The organism is Mesorhizobium sp. WSM4887 (genome assembly GCF_029625865.1).
Classification (GTDB): domain Bacteria; phylum Pseudomonadota; class Alphaproteobacteria; order Rhizobiales; family Rhizobiaceae; genus Mesorhizobium.
The window spans coordinates 899,320-918,950 of record NZ_JARTVP010000001.1 but is presented as its reverse complement, the minus strand read 5'-3'; the positions used below and the strand labels follow the sequence as shown (position 1 = coordinate 918,950).

Here is a 19,631-nt window from a genome sequence, read left to right as displayed (position 1 = left end):
CGCACAGGGCATCAGGCGCTGCGGCGGTTGTCGAGCGCGAAAGCGCCGGGACCGGCAAAGACCAGATAGAGGAAAATGAAGCAGAACGAGATCGCAGCGTCGCCGCCATTGTTAACGGGGAAGAAGTCGCGCGGGAAATGCGCCATGAAATAGGCGATGGCCATTTCGCCGCAGAGCAGGAACGCCACGGGTCGGGTCAACAGCCCCAGCGCCAGCAGGATGCCGCCGGCGAATTCAAGGATTGCGGACGTCAGCGCGAGCCCCGTCAGCGCCCCGGCATGGGCGCCGGCGGGGAAATTGAACAGCTTCTGGGTGCCGTGCTCGGTGAACTGCAGCGCCGTCATGATGCGAAGCACGCCCAGCGCCTGCGGCTGATAGCGGGAGAGACCTTCAAAAAGCTTCATCTAAACTCCATCTTGCCCTTCCGGACCCGCCATAAATTATCGCCCGGAAGCGGACCATTCACTTCCCATGCCCTGCCATCAACAATCGGTGAGTGGGCATGAGTTCACCTCTTCCGGCTTATTCTCGCCGTGGTTGCAACTGTCTCTCATAAGTTGTATTGATGCGCGGATACACCAAATCATCCGGGAATCCATCGCCATGAAAAAATTCGCCATCAGCCTCTTCGCATTCCTTGCAGGCACGAGCTTCGCCATAGCTGCCGATGCTGGTTGTGATGCCTTCAAATGGCCGGTGACACGCGAGCAGGCCCTGTTTCCGTCAGCGTCCGCCGCCCAGTCCGGCGCGGCCCTGACAGTCGGGCAAGCGGCGGATTTCTCACTTGCAGCGGTCGACACGATCGGGTTTGAAGTTCCGCCTGGACGTGCACCGGCAGCCGGCACGTTCGGCGCGATGGCAAGCGTGACCGTACCGGCTGAAGGTGAGCTCCAGTTCAGCCTGTCCGATGAGGTCTGGATCGATGTCGTCCAAGACGGCCGCGCCGTGAAGTCGGCGGGCTTCAGCCGCGCGAAGACCTGCCCAGGCATTCGCAAGAGCGTGCGCTTCAAGCTGTCGGCCGGTCCGGCCACCGTGCAGCTCAGCGGCGCCAAGAAGGCCGATCTCAAAGTGGCGGTGCTGACGCCGGAGTGACGCCCAAGAGGGCGACGCCGGCGCCGGGCCAGCGCTCCCCTCTTGCCCGACCTCCGCAGCAGCTGCGCCGCGGCTGCGGAGGATGGACCGGATATCTGCCCCACAAGGGGGCGGCAGTTTCTACCGCCCAGGCGCCAGCAGCGCGAAATGCGCGCCCTGCGGGTCCTGGCATTGGATGATCCACTGCGCGCTCGGCACCTCCATCGGCCCCATCAATACCTTGCCGCCATTGTCGGTGACACGCTTGGCGGCGGCGTCGATCGCGTCGACGTTGAAATAGAACTGCCAGACCGGGACCGGGATCTGCGGCGGCTTGTTCATCATGCCGCCGCCGGATTCGGGCCCGGCGCCGAAGGTCTGGTAGAGGCCCATCTCGCCCATGTCGAACTGACCGGCGCTCTCCCAGCCGAACTGGCTGGAATAGAAGTCGAAAGCGGCTTTCCAGTCCGAGGTGTAGAGCTCGTGCCAGCCAACATGGCCGGGCGTGGTAGCGGGTACCGGCGGCTGCTCGGGCTGGTTGGGCTGCAGGAACATGAAGGTCGCGCCCTGCGGGTCGGCGACGACGGCGAAGCGACCGACGCCGGGAATATCATCCGGCGCGCGATGAACGGCACCGCCAGCGTCCTTGAGCGCCTTCGTCGAGGCATCGACGTCCTTGGTGTAGATGTAACCGAGCCAGGCCGGCGGCATGCCCATCTTGGCGGCATCCTCCGGCATCGTCATCAATCCGCCGACGCCGCGCAGGCTGGAATTCACCACGATATAGCGCGGCATGCCCGACGCCTTGTCGAAGGGCTCGGCCCGCCAGCCGACGACAGCAGTATAGAAAGCCTCGGCGGCGTCGAGGTCGGTGGTCATCAGTTCGTACCAGAAGAAGGGTTTTGCGGCATTCGGCATGGTCGGTCTCCTCACCGGTTCAGGCAGCGATCGCGGTTCCGATCCATCGTAGGACGATCTCGGCGACAGAAATCCGACATCTGGACCAGAAATCGAGAACGGCAAGGCGCTCATGCATGTCACTCAAAAATGCGCAGCGGTTTTGGGCGGCCGACACGCATCAAAATCGGAGCTTGAAGCGCGTCGGCCTATCCGTTCTGCGCGAAGCGCCATAGGAACCGTGATCTTGCATGGCCCGGGGTTTTAGCCTTTGCTGCGGGCAACGAGGGGCTGTCTTCCATGCGTGAATGTCGCTTACGCCCGAGAGTGGCTTTGTGCCATCGCGAGGAGCTCGACCCTGGTCCGAGCGGGGACCGGACCCAGCTTAACGACGACGATTTCCGCGCGCTCGCCTCGCGCCTGTCAGACGAGGCCGACGAGGGGCCGCTCCGGGTGTTCGCTTATGGCTCGCTGATCTGGAAGCCGGCGTTGGAATCCATCGAGCAACGCCGCGCCTCCGCCTATGGCTGGCATCGCTCCTTCTGCCTCGACATGGTGCGCTGGCGAGGCAGCGCCGCGCAGCCGGGGTTGATGATGCTCGAGCGCGGCGGCTTTGTGACGGCGTCATCTATCGTCTGCCGGACGGCGAGAAGCCCGCCCAGATCGAGAGATTGCTGCGGCGAGAAATCGACGATCATGAAAGCGTCAGCTCGGTCCGGTGGGTTCCGGTACGCACGGCGCAAGGATCGCTGCGAAGCGCTGGGCTTCTGGATCGGGGTGACGGGTAGGGGCACGTCGCTCAGGCAGCCGCTCGAAAGGGTGGCGAAGACACTGGCACACGCATGCGGCCATGTAGGTTCCGGCGCCGAATATCTTTACTACACCGTCAGCCACCTCGAAACATTCGGCATCCATGACCGCAATCTGTGGCGCCTGCAGGAACTCGTGGCAGACGAGATCAGGTCGATCCATCCCTCCAGGATTGAAAGCGCTGAACCGACAGACATTGGCGTGGCGATAATATGACTACAACTATCATGTTTTGTCCAAGCAATACAGCAGCTTGGCCGAAAATTGACCAATTGATAAAAAAATAAAACGTGCTAGCCTTCCTCAAAACAAACAAGGGGAACTGGAATGGCGACTGGTCATTTCATCGAAGGCATAGCCGGCGGCCGGCTGTCTGCCGAGCAGTATGCCGATAATTTTTCCGACCTGCACCCGCCGCTCGATCATCACGAGGCGCTGGTCGAGTCCGATCGCTGCTATTTCTGCTACGATGCGCCGTGCATGAATGCATGCCCGACCTCGATCGATATCCCGATGTTCATCCGGCAGATCGCGACCGGCAATCCGCTGGGCTCGGCCAAGACCATCTTCGACCAGAACATTCTTGGCGGCATGTGCGCCCGCGTCTGCCCAACGGAGACGCTGTGCGAAGAGGTCTGCGTGCGCGAGGTGGCGGAGGGCAAGCCGGTGCAGATCGGCCGCCTGCAGCGCTATGCGACCGACGTCGCGATGGATGAGGGCAAGCAGTTCTACAAGCGCGCCGAACCGACCGGAAAAACGGTCGCCGTGGTCGGCGCCGGGCCAGCGGGCTTGGCGGCGGCCCATCGCTTGGCCCGCCACGGCCACGATGTGACGATCCTCGAAGCGCGGCCGAAGGCTGGCGGCCTCAATGAATACGGCATCGCGGCTTACAAGAGCGTCGACGATTTCGCTCAGGCCGAGGTCGACTACGTCACCGCGATCGGCGGCATCGACATCCAGAACGGCAAAGCGCTCGGACGGGACTTCCAGCTTTCCGACCTGATCCGCAACTACGATGCGGTGTTCCTTGGCCTCGGGCTCGGCGGCGTCAATGCGCTGCGCGCCGAAGGCGAGGATACGGATGGCGTCGCCAACGCGGTCGAGTTCATCGCCGAACTCAGGCAGGCAAGCGACCTTTCCAGCCTGCCGGTCGGCCGCCGCGTCGTCGTCATCGGCGGCGGCATGACGGCGATCGACGCCGCGGTGCAGTCGAAGCTGCTCGGCGCCGAGGAGGTGACGATCTGCTACCGGCGCGGCCAGGAGCATATGAATGCCTCCGGCTTCGAGCAGGATCTGGCCGCCGCGAACGGCGTCACGATCCGCCACTGGCTGCAGCCGAAGCGCGTCATCGCCGAGAACGGCAAAGTGTCGGCGATCGAGCTCGAATACACAGCCATGAATGGCGACAAGCTCGCCGGTACCGGCGAAATGCTGAGGCTCAACGCCGACCAGGTGTTCAAGGCGATTGGCCAGAGCTTTGTGCCGGCTCATCTCAACGGCAGCGTTGCCTCCATCGAGCTCGATGGCGGCCGCATCAGGGTCGATGCCGAGGGCCGCACCTCGCTGGCGAAAGTCTGGGCGGGCGGCGACTGCATCTTCGGCGGCGACGACCTGACGGTCTCGGCCGTGGCGCAAGGCCGCGACGCCGCCGAATCCATCCACCGGGCACTGACCTCTAACGGGAGGGCATGAGCATGGCAGACATCCGCAACACCTTCGTCGGCATCAAGTCGCCAAATCCGTTCTGGCTGGCTTCGGCGCCGCCGACCGACAAGGCCTATAATGTCGAACGCGCCTTCAAAGCCGGCTGGGGCGGCGTGGTCTGGAAGACGCTTGGCGAAGAGGGCCCGCCGGTCGTCAACGTCAACGGCCCGCGCTACGGCGCGATCTGGGGCGCCGACCGCCGGCTGCTCGGCCTGAACAATATCGAGCTGATCACCGACCGCGACCTGCAGACCAATCTGCGCGAGATGAAGCAGGTGAAGATGAACTGGCCGGATCGGGCGCTGGTCGCCTCGATCATGGTGCCTTGCGAGGAGGAAAGCTGGAAGGCGATCCTGCCGCTGGTCGAGGAGACCGGCGCCGACGGCATCGAGCTCAATTTCGGCTGCCCGCACGGCATGAGCGAACGCGGCATGGGCTCGGCGGTGGGCCAGGTGCCGGAATATATCGAGATGGTGGTGCGCTGGTGCAAGCAGTACACGCGCATGCCGGTCATCACCAAGCTGACGCCGAACATCACCGACATCCGCAAGCCGGCGCGCGCCGCCAAAGCCGGCGGCACCGACGCGGTGTCGCTGATCAACACCATCAACTCGATCACCGGGGTTGACCTCGACAGTTTCGCGCCGCAGCCGACCATCGATGGCAAGGGCTCGCATGGCGGCTATTGCGGCCCGGCGGTGAAGCCGATCGCGATGAACATGGTGGCCGAGATCGCGCGCGATCCGGAAACGCACGGCCTGCCAATTTCGGGCATCGGCGGCATCACAACCTGGCGGGATGCTGCCGAATTCATGGCACTCGGCGCCGGCAACGTGCAGGTCTGCACCGCGGCAATGACATACGGCTTCAAAATCGTGCAGGAGATGATCGCGGGGCTGGAGAACTGGATGGACGAGAAGGGCCACGCCTCGCTGTCCGACATCATCGGCCGCGCCACACCCAATGTCACGGACTGGCAGTATCTCAACCTCAACTATGTCGCTAAGGCGCATATCGACCAGGACGCGTGCATCAAATGCGGGCGCTGCCACATCGCCTGCGAGGACACCTCGCATCAGGCGATCACCAGCATGGTCGACGGCGTCAGGCATTTCGAGGTGATCGAGGCCGAATGCGTCGGGTGCAATCTTTGCGTCAATGTCTGCCCGGTCGAGGGCTGCATCACCATGGAACCGCTGGCCGCCGGCGTGCTGGATCAGCGCACGGGCATACCGGTGTCGCCGGTCTACGCCAACTGGACGACGCATCCGAACAATCCGATGGCCAAGGTGGCCGCGGAGTAGGGAACACTTTTGAAAGAAATGCGGCGCCTTCGGGTGCCGTTTTTCGTTACCTATATTGCAGATAAGAATTATCCATGATAGGTACTATCCATGAATTGGAGCCAAAGATCGTGAAGCTGGGAGAGGGCGTCGAAGCGGCGATCCACTGCGCCGCTGTGCTTGCCGGCGTCGACGGCAACAGCACCATGTCGGGCGCGGCCATGGCCGAGGCGTTCGGCCTGTCGCCGAGCTATCTCTTGAAGCATCTCAATCAGCTGACAACGGCGCGCATCCTGGAATCCGTGCCGGGGCCGGCAGGCGGCTACAGGCTGGCGCGGCCGGCCGAGCGGATCACGCTGCTCGACATCGTGCTTGCGGTCGAGGGCAGGGAGCCTGCCTTCCGCTGCGGCGAGATCCGCCAGCGCGGCCCGGTCAAGCTCGACGCGTCGGCCTATGTCAAACCGTGCGGCATCAATGCCGCGATGCTGAGGGCCGAGCGCGCTTATCGCGCCGCGCTTGCCGATGCAAAGCTCTCCGACATCGTCGCCGATTTCATGAACGACGCCGATCCCCGCACCGTCGCCGCAAGCTGCGCCTTCGTCGAACGCCATCAGCGGGCGCAGAAAGTTAAACAACCAAGCAAAGCGTGAAAGGTAAGAGAATGAAACAGAGGCTGCAGTTCTTCGCCAAGGCGCCTGAAATCATGAAGGCGGTGATGGCGCTCAACAAGGCCGTCGAGGAGTGCGGGCTGGAAGAAAGCCTGATGCACCTGGTCAAGCTCAGGGCTTCGCAGATCAATGGCTGTTCCTATTGTGTCGAGATGCACAGCCGCGAGGCAAGGCGAGATGGCGAAACGGAGCAGCGGCTTTATTTGGTCGCCGCCTGGAAGGAGTCGCCGCTGTTTTCCGAGCGCGAGCGCGCCGCGCTCGCCTGGACCGAGAAGGTGACGAACATCTCCGACAACGGCGTTCCGGACGATCTCTACGCCAGGACGCTGGAGCAGTTCTCCGAGGAAGAGCTGGTCAAGCTGACAGTAGTGATCGGCATGATCAACACGTGGAACCGGCTCTGCGTTTCGTTCCAAGCCATCCATCCGACGCCAGCCGCCAAGGCTGCCTGACCATCCAAAGCCGCGCGGATCCGAAGACGGTGCCGCGCGGCTTTCATTTGTGAGATCAATGACATGTTTGAGAATTTTCAGAACGAGATTCTGTTTGCCGCACGCCTGCTGCTCGGCGACGCCTTCGTCATTGCCGGCCTGCGCAACGTCCAGCACAAGACCTATTCATCCCGATGATGGCGGCACGCGGCGTGCCAGGCAGGGCCGGCATTGTGGCTGGGCATGTCCTGCAGGTCGCGCCGGACGGCAGGTGATCGGCGTCTTGTTCACCGCGCTGGCGGCGGCAAGCCTGATCCTGTTCCTGATCGTCGCGACGGCCGATGTTTCACCATTTCTGGACATCAGGGTCCGGATCGCGCCTCACGCATCAACGGCTTCGTCGGCAATGTCGCCCTGGCCGCGGGTTCCTGGCGCGGGTCGCGCACTATGCCTGACAACCGCACTCGGATTCCGCGCAATCGATGGCGCCGCGTTAATCGGTTTGTCGCGATTGTCCTGTATTGGCAAAAAACAGGTTCGCCCGTCGGAGCGTTCATGGAGCAGAGCTGGACTGCATTCTGGGCACGCGTTTCGGATGCCTTTCACCAGGCGCTGGCTCCGTTCCGTGCAGTCGCGGGAGCCTTCGGCCAGCATCCGAGCGACATTCAGATATGGTGCTTTCTGTGCGGCGTCTTCTTCCTGGCGGTCGTCGCCATACAGACCTATGGCGACATCATGCTCAGGCGACGCGGCGCCTTTGCCACCGGCAAGGTGATCGGCATCGACAAGTCGAGCGACGGGCCGGACACGCCGATCATCGAATTCGCCGACCGACTGGGCAAGACCTGGCGTTTCTACTCGCACCTGCCGGTCAACAGAACGACCGGGAACGTCGGCGCAGCGGTCGAAGTGATTTATGACCCTCTCCACCCGAAGCGGGCGCGGGAAGTGGGCCGCCCGCTGATGAAGGCAGTCCACCTGGTTGTCTGGTATGCGGTCGTCGCCGGGCTGATGGTGCTGGCCTTCCTGCCCGGCCTCATTTCCAATTGATCTATTCAGGCGGCGAAGCGCAGGCCGCCGTCGCAGGTCAGCACCTGGCCGGTCATGAAACCGTTGGACACCAGGAAGGCGATCGCGTCGGCGACGTCCTCGGCGCGGCCGATACGGCCGACCGCCGTCTTTCCGGCGTACTCGGCAAAGACCGCCTGCCGCTCTTCGCCCGATAGAAAATCCCACCAGGGCGTATCGATGACGCCGGGGGCCACGACGTTGACGCGCAGCGGCTTCAGTTCAACGGCCAGGATCGGGACTACGGTCAAAAGCATGCCGTTGATGGCGCCGATGCCGGCAATGCCGAGTGCTGCGATCTGCGCCGAGACGGCCGAAATGAAAGTGACCGATCCGGCTTTGTTCAAGGTCGGCAGGGCCGCTTGCAAGCAGCCTAGCTGCGGCTTGATCTTCTCGTCGACGCCGCCGCCGATGTCGGCAAGGTCGAGGGTCGCGAACGGCCCAAGGCCCTTGCCGCCGCTTGCGGCGAGAACGAGATGATCGAATGGGCCGAGACCATCGAAGAAGTGCCGGACCGCGTCCGGCTTGGTCGCGTCGAAAGCGGCCTTGCCGACGGTGCCGCCGAGGCTCTTCCAGGCGTTGTTCAGCTTGTCCTCGCTGCGGCCGGTGATCGTCACCTTCATCGCGGGGCTGAGCAGCCGTTTGGCTGTGGCAAGGCCAATGCCAGACGAGCCGCCGATGATGACGCAATGTTCGATGCTCATGAATGCTGTTCCTTGGATGTCGCGGAAGATTGTCCGGTCAGTTCGAGGCTGAGCGCCCGCAACCGGCTGCGGGCTTTTTCGTCATAGGCCTGGGCATCGGCGCGCGCTTCCCGCTGGCCATCGAAATAGAGGCCGCTGCGCCCTTCGAGCGCCGGAGATATTGCCAAGTTGAGGATCGCGTCGGCGCCGGTCTCGACCGAGCTCCACGGTGTGATGCCGGCCTGCCGGACCATGGTGGTATCCATGTAGCTTGCCGGATGGAGTGCATTGACGGTGACGCCGCTGCCTTCGAGCTGCTCGGCCAGATCGATGGTGAACAAGATCTGCGCCAGCTTGCTCTGGCAATAGGCGCGCACGCCGCTATAGCCGCGGGCCAGATTGATATCGTCGAAATCGATCGCCTGCTGGCCGGCGGAGGCGACATTGACGATGCGCGCCGGCGCGCTTGCCTTCAGCAAGGGCAAAAGCTCCGACGACAGCAGGAAGCCTGCGAGATAGTTTACGGCGAAGCGCATTTCGTAGCCGTCGGCGCTCACTTGCCTTTTTGCGCCTTCGCCGCCCGTGCCGACGCCGGCATTGCTGATCAATATGTCGAGCCGGTCGGTTCCTGCCCGCACGGCGCCGGCAAGGCGGCGCACTTCGGCGAGCGACGAAAGATCCGCAAGCAGAAATTCGGCGTTGCCGCCCTCGGCTTCGATGGTAGCGACTGTCGCCTTGGAGTTTGGTCGCGGCCATGTACCAGCACGCGAGCGCCGGCAGCGCCGAGCCTTTCAGCGACCACGCGGCCAACCCCGTCGGTCGAGCCGGTGACGAGAACGGTCTTATTCTTAAGTTCCATGTTCAGAGCCTCCTTATGCTGCTCTGAACGCAAGATGGGGCGCGGCGCGCAGGCCAAACAGTTCAAATTTTATCCTGGTATCGATACTGCTATAATAGCTGCATGGATGCCGTGCCCCATTCCCCTGACGACAGCCGCCGCCGCGAGCTCGGCGCTTTCCTGCGCTCGCGCCGGGAGCGGCTCTCGCCTGCCGACATTGGGATTGCGAGCGGCGCCAGGCGGCGTACGCCCGGGCTGAGGCGCGAGGAAGTGGCGATGATCGCCGGCGTCGGTACCACCTGGTACACCTGGCTGGAGCAGGGGCGGGACGTGCGGCCCTCGGTCGAGGTGCTGACCGCGCTCTGCGAGGCGCTGCGCCTGGACGCCGTCGAGAAGCGGCATCTGTTCATCCTTGCCGGCCGCCAGCAGCCGGAGCAGCGCACGGCGACGTCTGAAAAGGTCGACGCCACACTGCTGCACATGCTGGGGAGCCTCGTCCTGCAGCCGGCTTATGTGGTTGGCCGGCGTTGGGATGTGCTCGCCTGGAATCCGGCGGCGGTCGCCTTGTTCGGCGACTATGGCCTGCTGGAGGGCGATGCCCGCAACATCGTCCATCTGGTGTTCACAAGCCCGCAGCACCGCCGGCTGCTGGTCGACTGGGACGCGCTTGCCCGCATGGTGCTCGCTTCGTTTCGCGCGGAGAGCGCCAAATATGTCGGCGATCCGGATTTCGAGCGGCTGATCGCGCTGATGATGCGCTCAAGCCCGGAGTTCCGTGATTGGTGGCCGCGGCGGGACGTGGCGAGAAGGCTGACGGGCGTGAAACATGTCCGCCATCCCACAGCCGGCCCGATGGCTTTCGAGCATATGAGCCTGTCGATCGACGACGGCTCAGACATGCGGCTGATCGTCTACACGCCGTTGCCCGAGCAGAATACGATCGCCAAGCTCAAGAAGCTGCTGGAAGAGAAGCCCCCCGAGCGGCGCAGCGCCTGATCTTCGCCCGACCTAAGCTTTCGGCTTCAGCCCATCGAGGAACAGTTGCTCCAGGAACCGGGCAGCATCCTCGAAGCGGCCGTCGCCGCCGCGGTCGGGGCCGAGCACGGCGCGCACCTGGACGTCGAAATCGGCGTAATGCTGCGTCGTCGCCCAGATCGAGAAGATCAGATGCCAGGGGTCAGTGCGGGCGATCTTGCCGGCGCGCATCCAGCCCTTGATGACGGCGGCCTTCTCCTCGACCAGCGTTTTCAGCTCGCCCTCCAGCATCGGCATGATGCGCGGCGCGCCCTGCAGGATCTCGTTGGCGAAGAGCCGGCTTTCGCGTGGAAAATCGCGCGCCATTTCGAGCTTGCGGCGGATGTAGCTTCTGAGCTCGGTCATCGGATCGCCGATATCGTCAAGCTCGCGGAGCGGCGCCAGCCAGGTGTCCAGCAGCCGCTGCATCAATGTCTCGTGAATGTCCTCCTTGCGGCGGAAGTAATAGAGAAGGTTCGGCTTCGACATGCCGGCGGCTTCGGCAATCTGGTCGATGGTCGAGCCGCGAAAACCGTTGGCGGAGAAGACTTCCAGCGCGGCTTCCAGGATGAGCTCGCGCTTTTCCTGCTGGATGCGGGTGCGGCGTGGAGCTGAGCCTTCCATCCTGTCCGTCATCCTTGCCGGCTGCTGCCGTGTGGGCACTCTGGACCAATTCTCTGGACCAGTTTTTCTCCGAGCCGTGGAGCGCGCTTTCGATGCCGCATTTCCGTTAGTAGTCCCTTGACCGCCGACAGGGCGGTGCTAACGTTTGTCCAACCGGTCAAAATTTTGCGTAGCACGAAAACGCAACGAAGACCAAGCCTTGGGAAGACCAAGCGTTAGCGCACAGAAACAGGTTACAAGGGGAAATCTTGGTCATGTCCAACCGGCTGAAAGTCACGCCGAACGATCTCAGCGCATTCTGGATGCCGTTCACGGCAAACCGGCAGTTCAAGCAGGCGCCGCGCATGTTCGTGTCCGCCAAGGACATGCACTACACGACGAGCGATGGCCGCAAGGTGCTCGACGGCACTGCAGGCCTCTGGTGCGTCAACGCCGGCCACTGCCGGCCGAAGATCACCGAGGCCATTCAGCAGCAGGCCGCCGAACTCGACTATGCGCCGGCCTTCCAGATGGGCCACCCGATCGTCTTCGAACTGGCGAACCGCCTGGTCGATATCGCGCCGAAGGGCATGGACCATGTGTTCTTCACCAATTCCGGTTCGGAGTCGGTCGAGACCGCGTTGAAGATGGCGATCGCCTATCACCGTGTCCGAGGCGAGGGCTCGCGCACCCGGCTGATCGGCCGCGAGCGCGGCTATCACGGCGTCAATTTCGGCGGCATTTCGGTCGGCGGGATCGTCGCCAACCGCAAGATGTTCGGCACGCTGCTCGGCGGCGTCGACCATCTGCCGCACACCCATCTGCCGGAGAAGAATGCCTTCTCGAAGGGCGTGCCTGAGCACGGCGCCGAATTGGCGAACGAGCTGGAGCGTCTCGTCACCCTGCATGACGCCTCGACCATCGCGGCGGTCATCGTCGAGCCGGTCGCAGGCTCGACCGGCGTCATCCTGCCGCCGAAAGGCTACCTGCAGAAGCTTCGAGAAATCTGCACCAAGCACGGCATATTGTTGATCTTCGATGAAGTGATCACCGGCTTCGGCCGTCTTGGCGCGCCATTCGCCGCCGATTATTTCGGCGTCACGCCGGATATCATGACGACGGCCAAGGGCGTCTCCAACGGCGTCATCCCGATGGGCGCGGTTTTCGTGAAGAAGGAAATCCACGACGCCTTCATGAACGGCCCGGAGCACATGATCGAGTTCTTCCACGGCTACACCTATTCGGGCAATCCGATCGCCTGCGCCGCGGCTCTCGGCACTTTGGACACTTACAAGGAAGAAGGCCTGCTAACCCGCGGCGAGGAGCTGGCGCCTTACTGGGAAGACGCGCTGCATTCGTTGAAGGGCGAGCCGCATGTCATCGACATCCGCAATATCGGCCTGATCGGCGCGATCGAGCTGGCGCCGATCGCCGGTAGCCCGACCAAGCGGGCCTTCTCGGCCTTTGTCAAAGCGTTCGAACGCGGCGCGCTGATCCGCACAACCGGCGACATCATCGCGCTGTCGCCGCCGCTGATCATCACCAAGGGTCAGATCAACGAACTGATCGACCATGTTCGCGATGTTCTGCGCTCGATAGACTAACTGCTCAAACCGCTCGGGCGGCGACGGGAACCGCCGCCCGACCGGAGACCTGAAATGAGAGGACACTTTGAATGGCCGCCCCCGGCGAGAATCTGCGAATCAATTCAGACCGTTTGTGGGATTCCATCATGGAGATGGCGAAGATCGGCCCCGGCATCGCCGGGGGCAACAATCGCCAGACGCTGACCGATTCCGACAAGCAAGGCCGCGAACTGTTCAAGTCTTGGTGCGACGAGGCCGGGCTCACGATGGGCGTGGACCAGATGGGCACCATGTTCATGACGCGGTCCGGCACCGATCCGGACGCGCTGCCGATCTATGTCGGTTCCCATCTCGATACACAGCCCACCGGCGGCAAATATGACGGCGTGCTCGGCGTGCTCTCTGGCCTCGAGGTCGTGCGCTCGCTCAACGATCTCGGCATCAAAACCAAACATCCGATCGTCGTCACCAACTGGACGAACGAGGAGGGAGCCCGTTTCGCGCCGGCCATGCTCGCCTCCGGCGTGTTCGCAGGCGTTCACACGCAGGACTATGCCTATGCCCGCAAGGATCTCGACGGCCTGAGCTTCGGCGACGAGCTGAAGCGGATCGGTTGGGTCGGCGACGAGACGGTCGGCGCGCGTAAGATGCACGCCTATTTCGAGTACCATATCGAGCAGGGGCCCATCCTCGAGGCCGAGAACAGGCAGATCGGCGTGGTGACCCACTGCCAGGGCCTGTGGTGGCTGGAATTCACGCTGACCGGCAGGGAGGCGCATACCGGCTCGACCCCGATGAACATGCGCGTCAATGCGGGGTTGGCCATGGCGCGCATCATGGAGATGGTGCAGACGGTCGCGATGGAGAACCAGCCTGGCGCTGTCGGCGGTGTAGGCCAGGTGAAGTTCTCGCCCAACTCCCGCAACGTTTTGCCGGGCACGGTGATCTTCACTGTCGATATCCGCTCGCCCGATAAGGCGAAGCTCGACGGCATGCGCGCGCGCATCGAGAAGGAGGCGCCGAAGATCTGCGAGCCGCTCGGCGTGAAATGCGCCGTCGAGGCGGTCGGCCATTTCGATCCGGTGACCTTCGATCCGACGCTGGTCGGCCGTGTCCGCACCGCCGCCGAGAAGCTGGGCTACAGCCATATGAACATCATCTCCGGCGCCGGCCACGACGCCTGCTGGGCGGCCAAGGTCGCGCCGGCGACCATGGTCATGTGTCCCTGTGTCGGCGGGCTCAGCCACAACGAGGCCGAGGACATCTCCAAGGAATGGGCGGCGGCAGGCGCCGATGTGCTGTTCCACGCGGTGGTCGAGACGGCGGGAATCGTCGAATGACCGAATAGAAATCACCTCGAAAAAGCCGCTCGCAAAGAAGCGTGAAAAGATCAGGGGAACAGCTATGACCAAAGTCATCAAGAACGGCACCATCGTCACCGCCGACCGCACGTGGAAAGCCGACGTGCTGATGCAGCACGGCAAGATCATCGCCATCGGCTCGAACCTGCATGGCGATCACGAGTTCGACGCCACCGGCTGCTATGTCATGCCGGGCGGCATCGATCCGCACACCCATCTCGAAATGCCCTTCATGGGCACCTATTCGGCCGACGATTTCGAATCCGGCACGCGCGCGGCGCTTTCGGGCGGCACGACCATGGTCGTCGATTTCTGCCTGCCGGCGCCGCAGCAGTCGCTGCTGGAGGCGCTGCAGATGTGGGACAACAAGACCTCGAAAGCTGCCTGCGACTATTCCTTCCACATGGCGATCACCTGGTGGGGCAAGCAGGTCTTCGACGAGATGGCGACCGTCGTCGACAGGGGCATCACCTCGTTCAAGCACTTCATGGCCTACAAGGGCGCGCTGATGGTCGACGACGACGAGATGTATTCCTCGTTCCAGCGCTGCGCCGATCTCGGCGCGCTGCCGCTGGTCCATGCCGAAAATGGCGACGTGGTCGCGGCACTCTCGCAGAAGCTGCTTGCCGCCGGCAATAACGGCCCCGAGGGGCATGCCTATTCGCGTCCGCCCGAAGTGGAAGGCGAGGCGACAAACCGCGCCATCATGATAGCCGACATGGCGGGCGTGCCGCTCTATGTCGTGCACGTCTCCTGCGAGCAGAGCCATGAAGCCATCCGCCGGGCACGCCAGAAGGGCATGCGCGTCTATGGCGAGCCGCTGATCCAGCACCTGACGCTCGACGAGAGCGAATATTTCAACAAGGACTGGGACCATGCGGCGCGGCGCGTGATGAGCCCGCCTTTCCGCAGCAAGTGGCACCAGGATTCGCTGTGGGCGGGCCTGCAGGCCGGATCGCTGCAGGTGGTGGCGACAGACCACTGCTCCTTCACCACCAAGCAGAAGCGCAACGGCGTCGGCGACTTCACCAAGATCCCGAACGGCACCGGCGGCCTCGAGGATCGTTTGCCCGTGCTTTGGACCAGCGGCGTCAACACCGGCCGGCTGACGATGAACGAGTTCGTCGCGGTGACCTCGACCAACATCGCCAAGATCCTCAACATGTATCCGAAGAAGGGCGCGATCGTCGAAGGCGCCGATGCCGACATCGTCGTCTGGGACCCGAAGCGCAACAAGACGATCACGGCCAGGAACCAGCAGTCGGTGATCGACTACAACGTCTTTGAGGGCTTCGAGGTGACGGGGCTGCCGCGCTTCGTCTTTTCCCGCGGCGAACTGTCGATCGAAGAAGCGGACGTCAAGGCCAAGGTCGGGCACGGGGAGTTCGTGGCGCGCGAACCGAACGCCGCTGTCAACCGCGCGCTTTCGACCTGGAAGGAGATCAGCGCACCGCGCAAGGTGGAGCGCACGGGCATTCCGGCGACCGGAGTTTGAGCGTGCGCGCAACTCACCTTCTCGTCGTGGCAGCCGTGCTGCTGGCCGCCGGCCAAGCTTTCGCCGCCAGCATCGATCTCTCCAAGCCCTGGGGCAATAAATCCGGCTGCATCAACAAGAACGGCCAGGAGGTCTATGCCGAGGACATGCTGCTGTTGACCAGCGAGGCGTTCGTCACGGTCGCCAGCGCCTGCACCTTCACCGACAAGAGACCCCAGTCGGATGGCTCCCTCATGGTGACGGCGCAGTGCGAGGCGGAAGGCGAGGAGGGGCAGACGCCGGCCCAGTTCATCATCAAGCGCAGCGCCAAGAACGCCAAGAGACTGGTGATCGCCGACAAGGACGGCAACGCGATGGGAGAAGTCTCCCGGTGCAAATGACGGCGGTCCCGTCGACCTCAGGCAACCAACGCATCCAGTTCCGGCATCAGGACCACGCTTTCCTGCTCGTTGGGATCGGTGCGGGCGATGACCGCCGAAGAGGGCGCTCCGCTCAGATTGGCGGGCAGATGCGGCACGCCCGCCGGAATGTAGAACAGGTCGCCGGCCTTGACGACTTCGTGATGCTCGAGCCGGTCGCCATACCAGGTGTGGACCTCGCCGGAGAGCACATAGATCGCGGTCTCGTGGTTCTCATGCATATGCGCCTTGGCGCGGGCGCCGGGCGGCATGGTGAGAAGATGCATACAAATGCCGGAGGAGCCGACGGTTTCGGCGGCTATACCGGCGAAATAGCTCAAGCCTTGCTTGCCTTCATAAGTGCTTTCAGGGCGAATAAGGTGGCATGTGGGTTTAGGCGACATCGGCAAGGCTCCGGGCGTCGATCAAGTGGGACTGGACGAGTGGAAAGCAAGGCGATCGTAAAATCAACCGGATTCCGGCCGGCGCGGCAGCGGCTGCGAAAGACAGGTTTCTGCCGATGAGCGGACAGTCGCCAGCCGTCGTTTCGGCAAGCAAGCTCGGCCTCACCTTCCAGACCAATGACGGTCCGGTGCAGGCGCTGTCCAATGTCGATCTCACCATCGGCAAGGGTGAGTTCGTCTCCTTCATCGGCCCCTCCGGCTGCGGCAAGACAACCTTGCTGCGCGTCATCGCCGATCTGGAGAAGCCGACCTCGGGAACGATCTCCGTCAATGGGATTTCGCCGGAGCAGGCGCGCGAGAAGCGGGCTTACGGCTATGTCTTCCAGGCGGCGGCGCTGTTTCCTTGGCGCACAATCGAGCGGAATGTGGCGCTGCCGCTGGAAATCATTGGCCTCAGCCAGGCCGAGCAGGCGGAACGCATCAAGCGAACCCTCGAACTCGTCAACCTCTCCGGCTTCGAGAAGAAGTATCCCTGGCAGCTGTCCGGCGGCATGCAGCAGCGCGCCTCGATCGCGCGCGCGCTCGCCTTCGACGCCGATTTGCTTTTGATGGACGAGCCGTTCGGCGCGCTCGACGAGATCGTGCGCGATCATCTGAACGAACAGCTTCTCGAACTCTGGGATTCGACCAACAAGACGATCTGCTTTGTCACTCACTCGATCCCCGAGGCGGTCTATCTGTCGACCCGCATCGTGGTGATGTCGCCGCGGCCGGGCCGCGTCACCGACGTGATCGAATCCACCTTGCCCAGGAAGCGGCCGCTCGACATCCGCGAGACGCCGGAATTCCTGGCGATCGCCGCGCGCGTGCGCGACGGGTTGAGGGCGGGGCACAGCTATGATGATTGAGGGTGCTTGCCAGCGGACGGACACCCGCTGCTTCGACATCCTGGGGCGGAGCAAGCGCGAAGCCGCGCGCGTGGCGGGAGCCGACCGCCGTGATTTCGTTATCCTAGGGTGGAGCGACGCGAAGCGGAGCGCAGACCCTAGGATCCATGCCGTGACGTCGACCGAAGGCCGTAAGCGGCTCAGAATACCCGACGAGCTGAGCGCGGCGCAGGGAGCCGCATTCTGCGCCACAGCGGAGCGTCGAGATAACGGCATGGATCCTAGGGTCTGCGCCGCGTCGCTTCGCTCCTTGCTCTGCTCTAGCATGACGAAAAACGCGCAGCGCCGCGTGCTGCCGTTGCGCCGGGGGAAGGCCTGCTAAATGGACTCCTTCCGTTCCAAGATCATCCCGGTCACGTCAATCCTCGCCGGCGTGGTGGTGCTCTGGTATGTCTTCGCCGTCATCCTCAATGCGCCGTTCCAGCGCGATCTCGACGCCAGAGCCAACGAAACCCCCGGCACGGTCGAATTCATCGGCAAGACATGGTCGCAGCCGAAGCCGACGCTGCCGGCGCCGCACCAGGTGGCGGTGAACTTCTTCGAGAACACCTTTCTGCGCGGCATCACCTCGAACCGCAGCCTTGTCTACAATGCCTGGGTGACGCTGTCCTCGACGCTGCTCGGCTTTGCTTTCGGCACGGCGCTCGGCATCGTGATCGCCGTCGGCATCGTGCATGTGACGACGCTCGACCGCAGCCTTATGCCGTGGATCATCGCCTCGCAGACCATTCCGATCCTGGCGGTGGCGCCAATGATCATCGTGGTGCTGGCGGCCATCGGCATCACCGGGCTGATCCCGAAGGCGCTGATCTCGACCTATCTGTCGTTCTTCCCGGTTGCGGTCGGCATGGTGAAGGGATTGCGCTCGCCCGAGCTCATGCATCTCGACCTGATGCACACCTATAATGCCAGCGCCTCGCAGACCTTCTGGAAACTGCGCGTGCCGGCCTCGGTGCCGTTCCTGTTCACGTCTATGAAGGTGGCGGTGGCGGCGAGCCTGGTCGGCGCCATCGTCGGCGAATTGCCGACGGGTGCTGTCGCCGGCATCGGCGCGAAGCTGCTTTCCGGCGCCTATTACAGCCAGACGATCGACATCTGGTCGGCGCTGGTCGCGGGCTCGGTGGTTGCCGCGCTTCTGGTCATGGTGGTCGGCATCGCCGGCCGGCTCGTCGACCGCGCCATGGGCGGCAGGCCGGCATGACCTGGCTCAAACCATCCTGGCAAGCGGTGCTGGCGATCCTTCTTTGCGTCGTCGCCTTCGCGCTCGGCGCGATGTCGACACCGGAAGCGGCTGCGCTGGCCGAGCCTGCCGCGACGGTTGCCTACCCATATATGGGCACCAAAGGTCTCATCCTCGGATTGCTGCTGATCGCGGCGCTGGTTTCGACGGTGAGACTCGCGCCACTTGTCGAAGCCGTTGACTTGTTCGTCGGCGCCCATGTCGCAGCGTGGCTTCTGGTCAAGGGCATTGGAGGCTTCGAGGGCACGGCACTGGCGCCGTACTTTCTGGTTCTCGCAGCCGCCTGGTTGCTTGCCTGGCGTTGCGTCGCGCTGTTGTCCTCGCTACGGCCTGCAGCCAGTGGGGCCAAAACGGCGCTGCGGCTGATGATTCCGGCGATCTTCGGCGCCTGGATCCTGATCATCTGGGAAGCGGTGACGCGCGGCGCCGGCATTCCCTTCATCCTTTTGCCGCCGCCGAGCGCCATCGGCGCGCGCATTGCCAACTCGCTGCCGATCCTGGGATCGGACGTGCGGCAGACGATCTTCAAGGCGGTGCTGATCGGCTACATCGTCGGCAATCTCGCCGGCTTCGTCGTCGCCATCCTTGCCGACCGTGTGCCGTTCCTCAGGCGCGGGCTGCTGCCGATCGGGAACATGGTGTCGGCGCTGCCGATCATCGGCGTCGCGCCGATCATGGTGATGTGGTTCGGCTTCGACTGGCCGTCCAAGGCGGCGGTCGTGATCATCATGACCTTCTTCCCGATGCTGGTGAACACCGTCGCGGGGCTTGCCGCCTCCGGCCACATCGAGCGCGATTTGATGCGCACCTATGCGTCGGGCTACTGGCCGACCTTGCTGAAGCTGCGGCTGCCGGCGGCAATGCCGTTCATCTTCAATGCGCTGAAGATCAACTCGACGCTGGCGCTGATCGGCGCCATCGTCGCGGAGTTCTTCGGCACGCCCGTGGTCGGCATGGGATTCCGCATTTCGACGGAAGTCGGGCGGATGAACATCGACATGGTCTGGGCCGAAATCGCAGTTGCAGCACTGGCGGGTTCGGTCTTTTATGGCGTGGTCGCTCTTGTCGAGAGAGCCGTCACGTTTTGGCATCCCTCTGTCCGTGGTGGATAGGGGCGGTGGGTTTGGGCT

Annotated in this window: 19 protein-coding genes and 2 pseudogenes; 15 read left to right on the top strand and 6 right to left on the bottom strand. The window is 63.5% G+C overall.

Annotated features, from left to right (window positions below; translation table 11 throughout):
* Positions 1–11 precede the first annotated feature (11 nt).
* Positions 12–404, bottom strand: a complete 393-nt coding sequence (locus P9230_RS04435; RefSeq protein WP_067328942.1) for a DoxX family protein — start codon at positions 402–404, stop codon at positions 12–14.
* 199 nt (positions 405–603) lie between these two features.
* Between P9230_RS04435 and P9230_RS04430 the strand changes: the two genes are divergently transcribed.
* On the top strand, positions 604–1,092 hold the full coding sequence (locus P9230_RS04430) for a hypothetical protein (protein WP_067328944.1): 489 nt from the start codon (positions 604–606) through the stop codon (positions 1,090–1,092).
* Between the two features lie 120 nt (positions 1,093–1,212).
* On the opposite strand, the gene P9230_RS04425 is transcribed toward P9230_RS04430, so the two are convergent.
* Positions 1,213–1,989: a VOC family protein gene (locus P9230_RS04425; protein ID WP_127215517.1), complete on the bottom strand. Its 777-nt coding sequence runs from the start codon at positions 1,987–1,989 to the stop codon at positions 1,213–1,215.
* A 279-nt stretch (positions 1,990–2,268) separates the two neighbouring features.
* Between P9230_RS04425 and P9230_RS04420 the strand changes: the two are divergent.
* From P9230_RS04420 to P9230_RS04395, 6 genes and pseudogenes are all read left to right on the top strand, one after another.
* Positions 2,269–2,994, top strand: a pseudogene (locus tag P9230_RS04420) (gamma-glutamylcyclotransferase).
* A 111-nt stretch (positions 2,995–3,105) separates the two neighbouring features.
* Positions 3,106–4,470, top strand: coding sequence for an NAD(P)-dependent oxidoreductase (locus P9230_RS04415; protein WP_067328948.1), 1,365 nt, complete (start codon positions 3,106–3,108; stop codon positions 4,468–4,470).
* A gap of 2 nt (positions 4,471–4,472) precedes the next feature.
* Positions 4,473–5,786, top strand: coding sequence for an NAD-dependent dihydropyrimidine dehydrogenase subunit PreA (gene preA, locus P9230_RS04410; protein WP_067329150.1), 1,314 nt, complete (start codon positions 4,473–4,475; stop codon positions 5,784–5,786).
* 110 nt (positions 5,787–5,896) lie between these two features.
* The gene (locus P9230_RS04405; RefSeq protein WP_278118333.1) at positions 5,897–6,415 is read left to right on the top strand and encodes an Rrf2 family transcriptional regulator; all 519 of its coding nucleotides are present in this window, start codon (positions 5,897–5,899) and stop codon (positions 6,413–6,415) included.
* Between the two features lie 11 nt (positions 6,416–6,426).
* On the top strand, positions 6,427–6,885 hold the full coding sequence (locus P9230_RS04400) for a carboxymuconolactone decarboxylase family protein (RefSeq protein ID WP_278117573.1): 459 nt from the start codon (positions 6,427–6,429) through the stop codon (positions 6,883–6,885).
* A gap of 210 nt (positions 6,886–7,095) precedes the next feature.
* Positions 7,096–7,914, top strand: coding sequence for a DUF3592 domain-containing protein (locus P9230_RS04395; RefSeq protein WP_197507519.1), 819 nt, complete (start codon positions 7,096–7,098; stop codon positions 7,912–7,914).
* 5 nt (positions 7,915–7,919) lie between these two features.
* Here P9230_RS04395 and P9230_RS04390 read toward each other — a convergent pair whose 3' ends face one another.
* Together P9230_RS04390 and P9230_RS04385 are read right to left on the bottom strand one after the other, a co-directional pair.
* On the bottom strand, positions 7,920–8,636 hold the full coding sequence (locus P9230_RS04390) for an SDR family oxidoreductase (RefSeq protein ID WP_278117570.1): 717 nt from the start codon (positions 8,634–8,636) through the stop codon (positions 7,920–7,922).
* Positions 8,633–9,474, bottom strand: a pseudogene (locus P9230_RS04385) (SDR family NAD(P)-dependent oxidoreductase). The gene P9230_RS04390 and the pseudogene P9230_RS04385 overlap by 4 nt, the downstream one beginning before the upstream one ends.
* A 102-nt stretch (positions 9,475–9,576) precedes the next feature.
* Here P9230_RS04385 and P9230_RS04380 point away from each other — a divergent pair.
* Positions 9,577–10,449, top strand: a complete 873-nt coding sequence (locus P9230_RS04380; RefSeq protein ID WP_127324035.1) for a helix-turn-helix transcriptional regulator — start codon at positions 9,577–9,579, stop codon at positions 10,447–10,449.
* Positions 10,450–10,461: 12 nt separating this feature from the next.
* Here P9230_RS04380 and P9230_RS04375 read toward each other — a convergent pair whose 3' ends face one another.
* Positions 10,462–11,091, bottom strand: a complete 630-nt coding sequence (locus P9230_RS04375; protein ID WP_095812645.1) for a TetR family transcriptional regulator C-terminal domain-containing protein — start codon at positions 11,089–11,091, stop codon at positions 10,462–10,464.
* A gap of 254 nt (positions 11,092–11,345) precedes the next feature.
* On the opposite strand from P9230_RS04375, the gene P9230_RS04370 reads away from it, so the two are divergent.
* The 4 genes from P9230_RS04370 to P9230_RS04355 all read left to right on the top strand — a co-directional run bounded on the left by P9230_RS04370 (position 11,346) and on the right by P9230_RS04355 (position 15,892).
* The gene (locus tag P9230_RS04370; protein ID WP_067328959.1) at positions 11,346–12,674 is read left to right on the top strand and encodes an aspartate aminotransferase family protein; all 1,329 of its coding nucleotides are present in this window, start codon (positions 11,346–11,348) and stop codon (positions 12,672–12,674) included.
* A gap of 71 nt (positions 12,675–12,745) precedes the next feature.
* Entirely contained in the window at positions 12,746–13,996 is a 1,251-nt protein-coding gene (locus P9230_RS04365) for a Zn-dependent hydrolase (protein ID WP_278117568.1), read from the top strand.
* 64 nt (positions 13,997–14,060) lie between these two features.
* Positions 14,061–15,512 (top strand): dihydropyrimidinase, encoded by a 1,452-nt coding sequence (gene hydA, locus P9230_RS04360; protein WP_278053203.1) that lies wholly within the window; start codon positions 14,061–14,063, stop codon positions 15,510–15,512.
* A 2-nt stretch (positions 15,513–15,514) separates the two neighbouring features.
* Positions 15,515–15,892, top strand: a complete 378-nt coding sequence (locus P9230_RS04355; protein WP_278117566.1) for a hypothetical protein — start codon at positions 15,515–15,517, stop codon at positions 15,890–15,892.
* A 17-nt stretch (positions 15,893–15,909) separates the two neighbouring features.
* Here P9230_RS04355 and P9230_RS04350 read toward each other — a convergent pair whose 3' ends face one another.
* Positions 15,910–16,320, bottom strand: coding sequence for a cupin domain-containing protein (locus P9230_RS04350; protein WP_170950346.1), 411 nt, complete (start codon positions 16,318–16,320; stop codon positions 15,910–15,912).
* A gap of 110 nt (positions 16,321–16,430) precedes the next feature.
* On the opposite strand from P9230_RS04350, the gene P9230_RS04345 reads away from it, so the two are divergent.
* From P9230_RS04345 to P9230_RS04335, 3 genes are all read left to right on the top strand, one after another.
* Positions 16,431–17,222, top strand: coding sequence for an ABC transporter ATP-binding protein (locus P9230_RS04345; protein ID WP_066990627.1), 792 nt, complete (start codon positions 16,431–16,433; stop codon positions 17,220–17,222).
* 361 nt (positions 17,223–17,583) lie between these two features.
* Complete coding sequence (locus P9230_RS04340; RefSeq protein WP_278117564.1) at positions 17,584–18,462, top strand: ABC transporter permease; 879 nt, start codon at positions 17,584–17,586, stop codon at positions 18,460–18,462.
* A complete protein-coding gene (locus P9230_RS04335; RefSeq protein ID WP_278117562.1) occupies positions 18,459–19,613 on the top strand; it encodes an ABC transporter permease in 1,155 nt (384 codons plus the stop codon). Before P9230_RS04340 ends, P9230_RS04335 begins: the two co-directional genes overlap by 4 nt.
* The last annotated feature ends 18 nt before the right edge of the window (positions 19,614–19,631 follow it).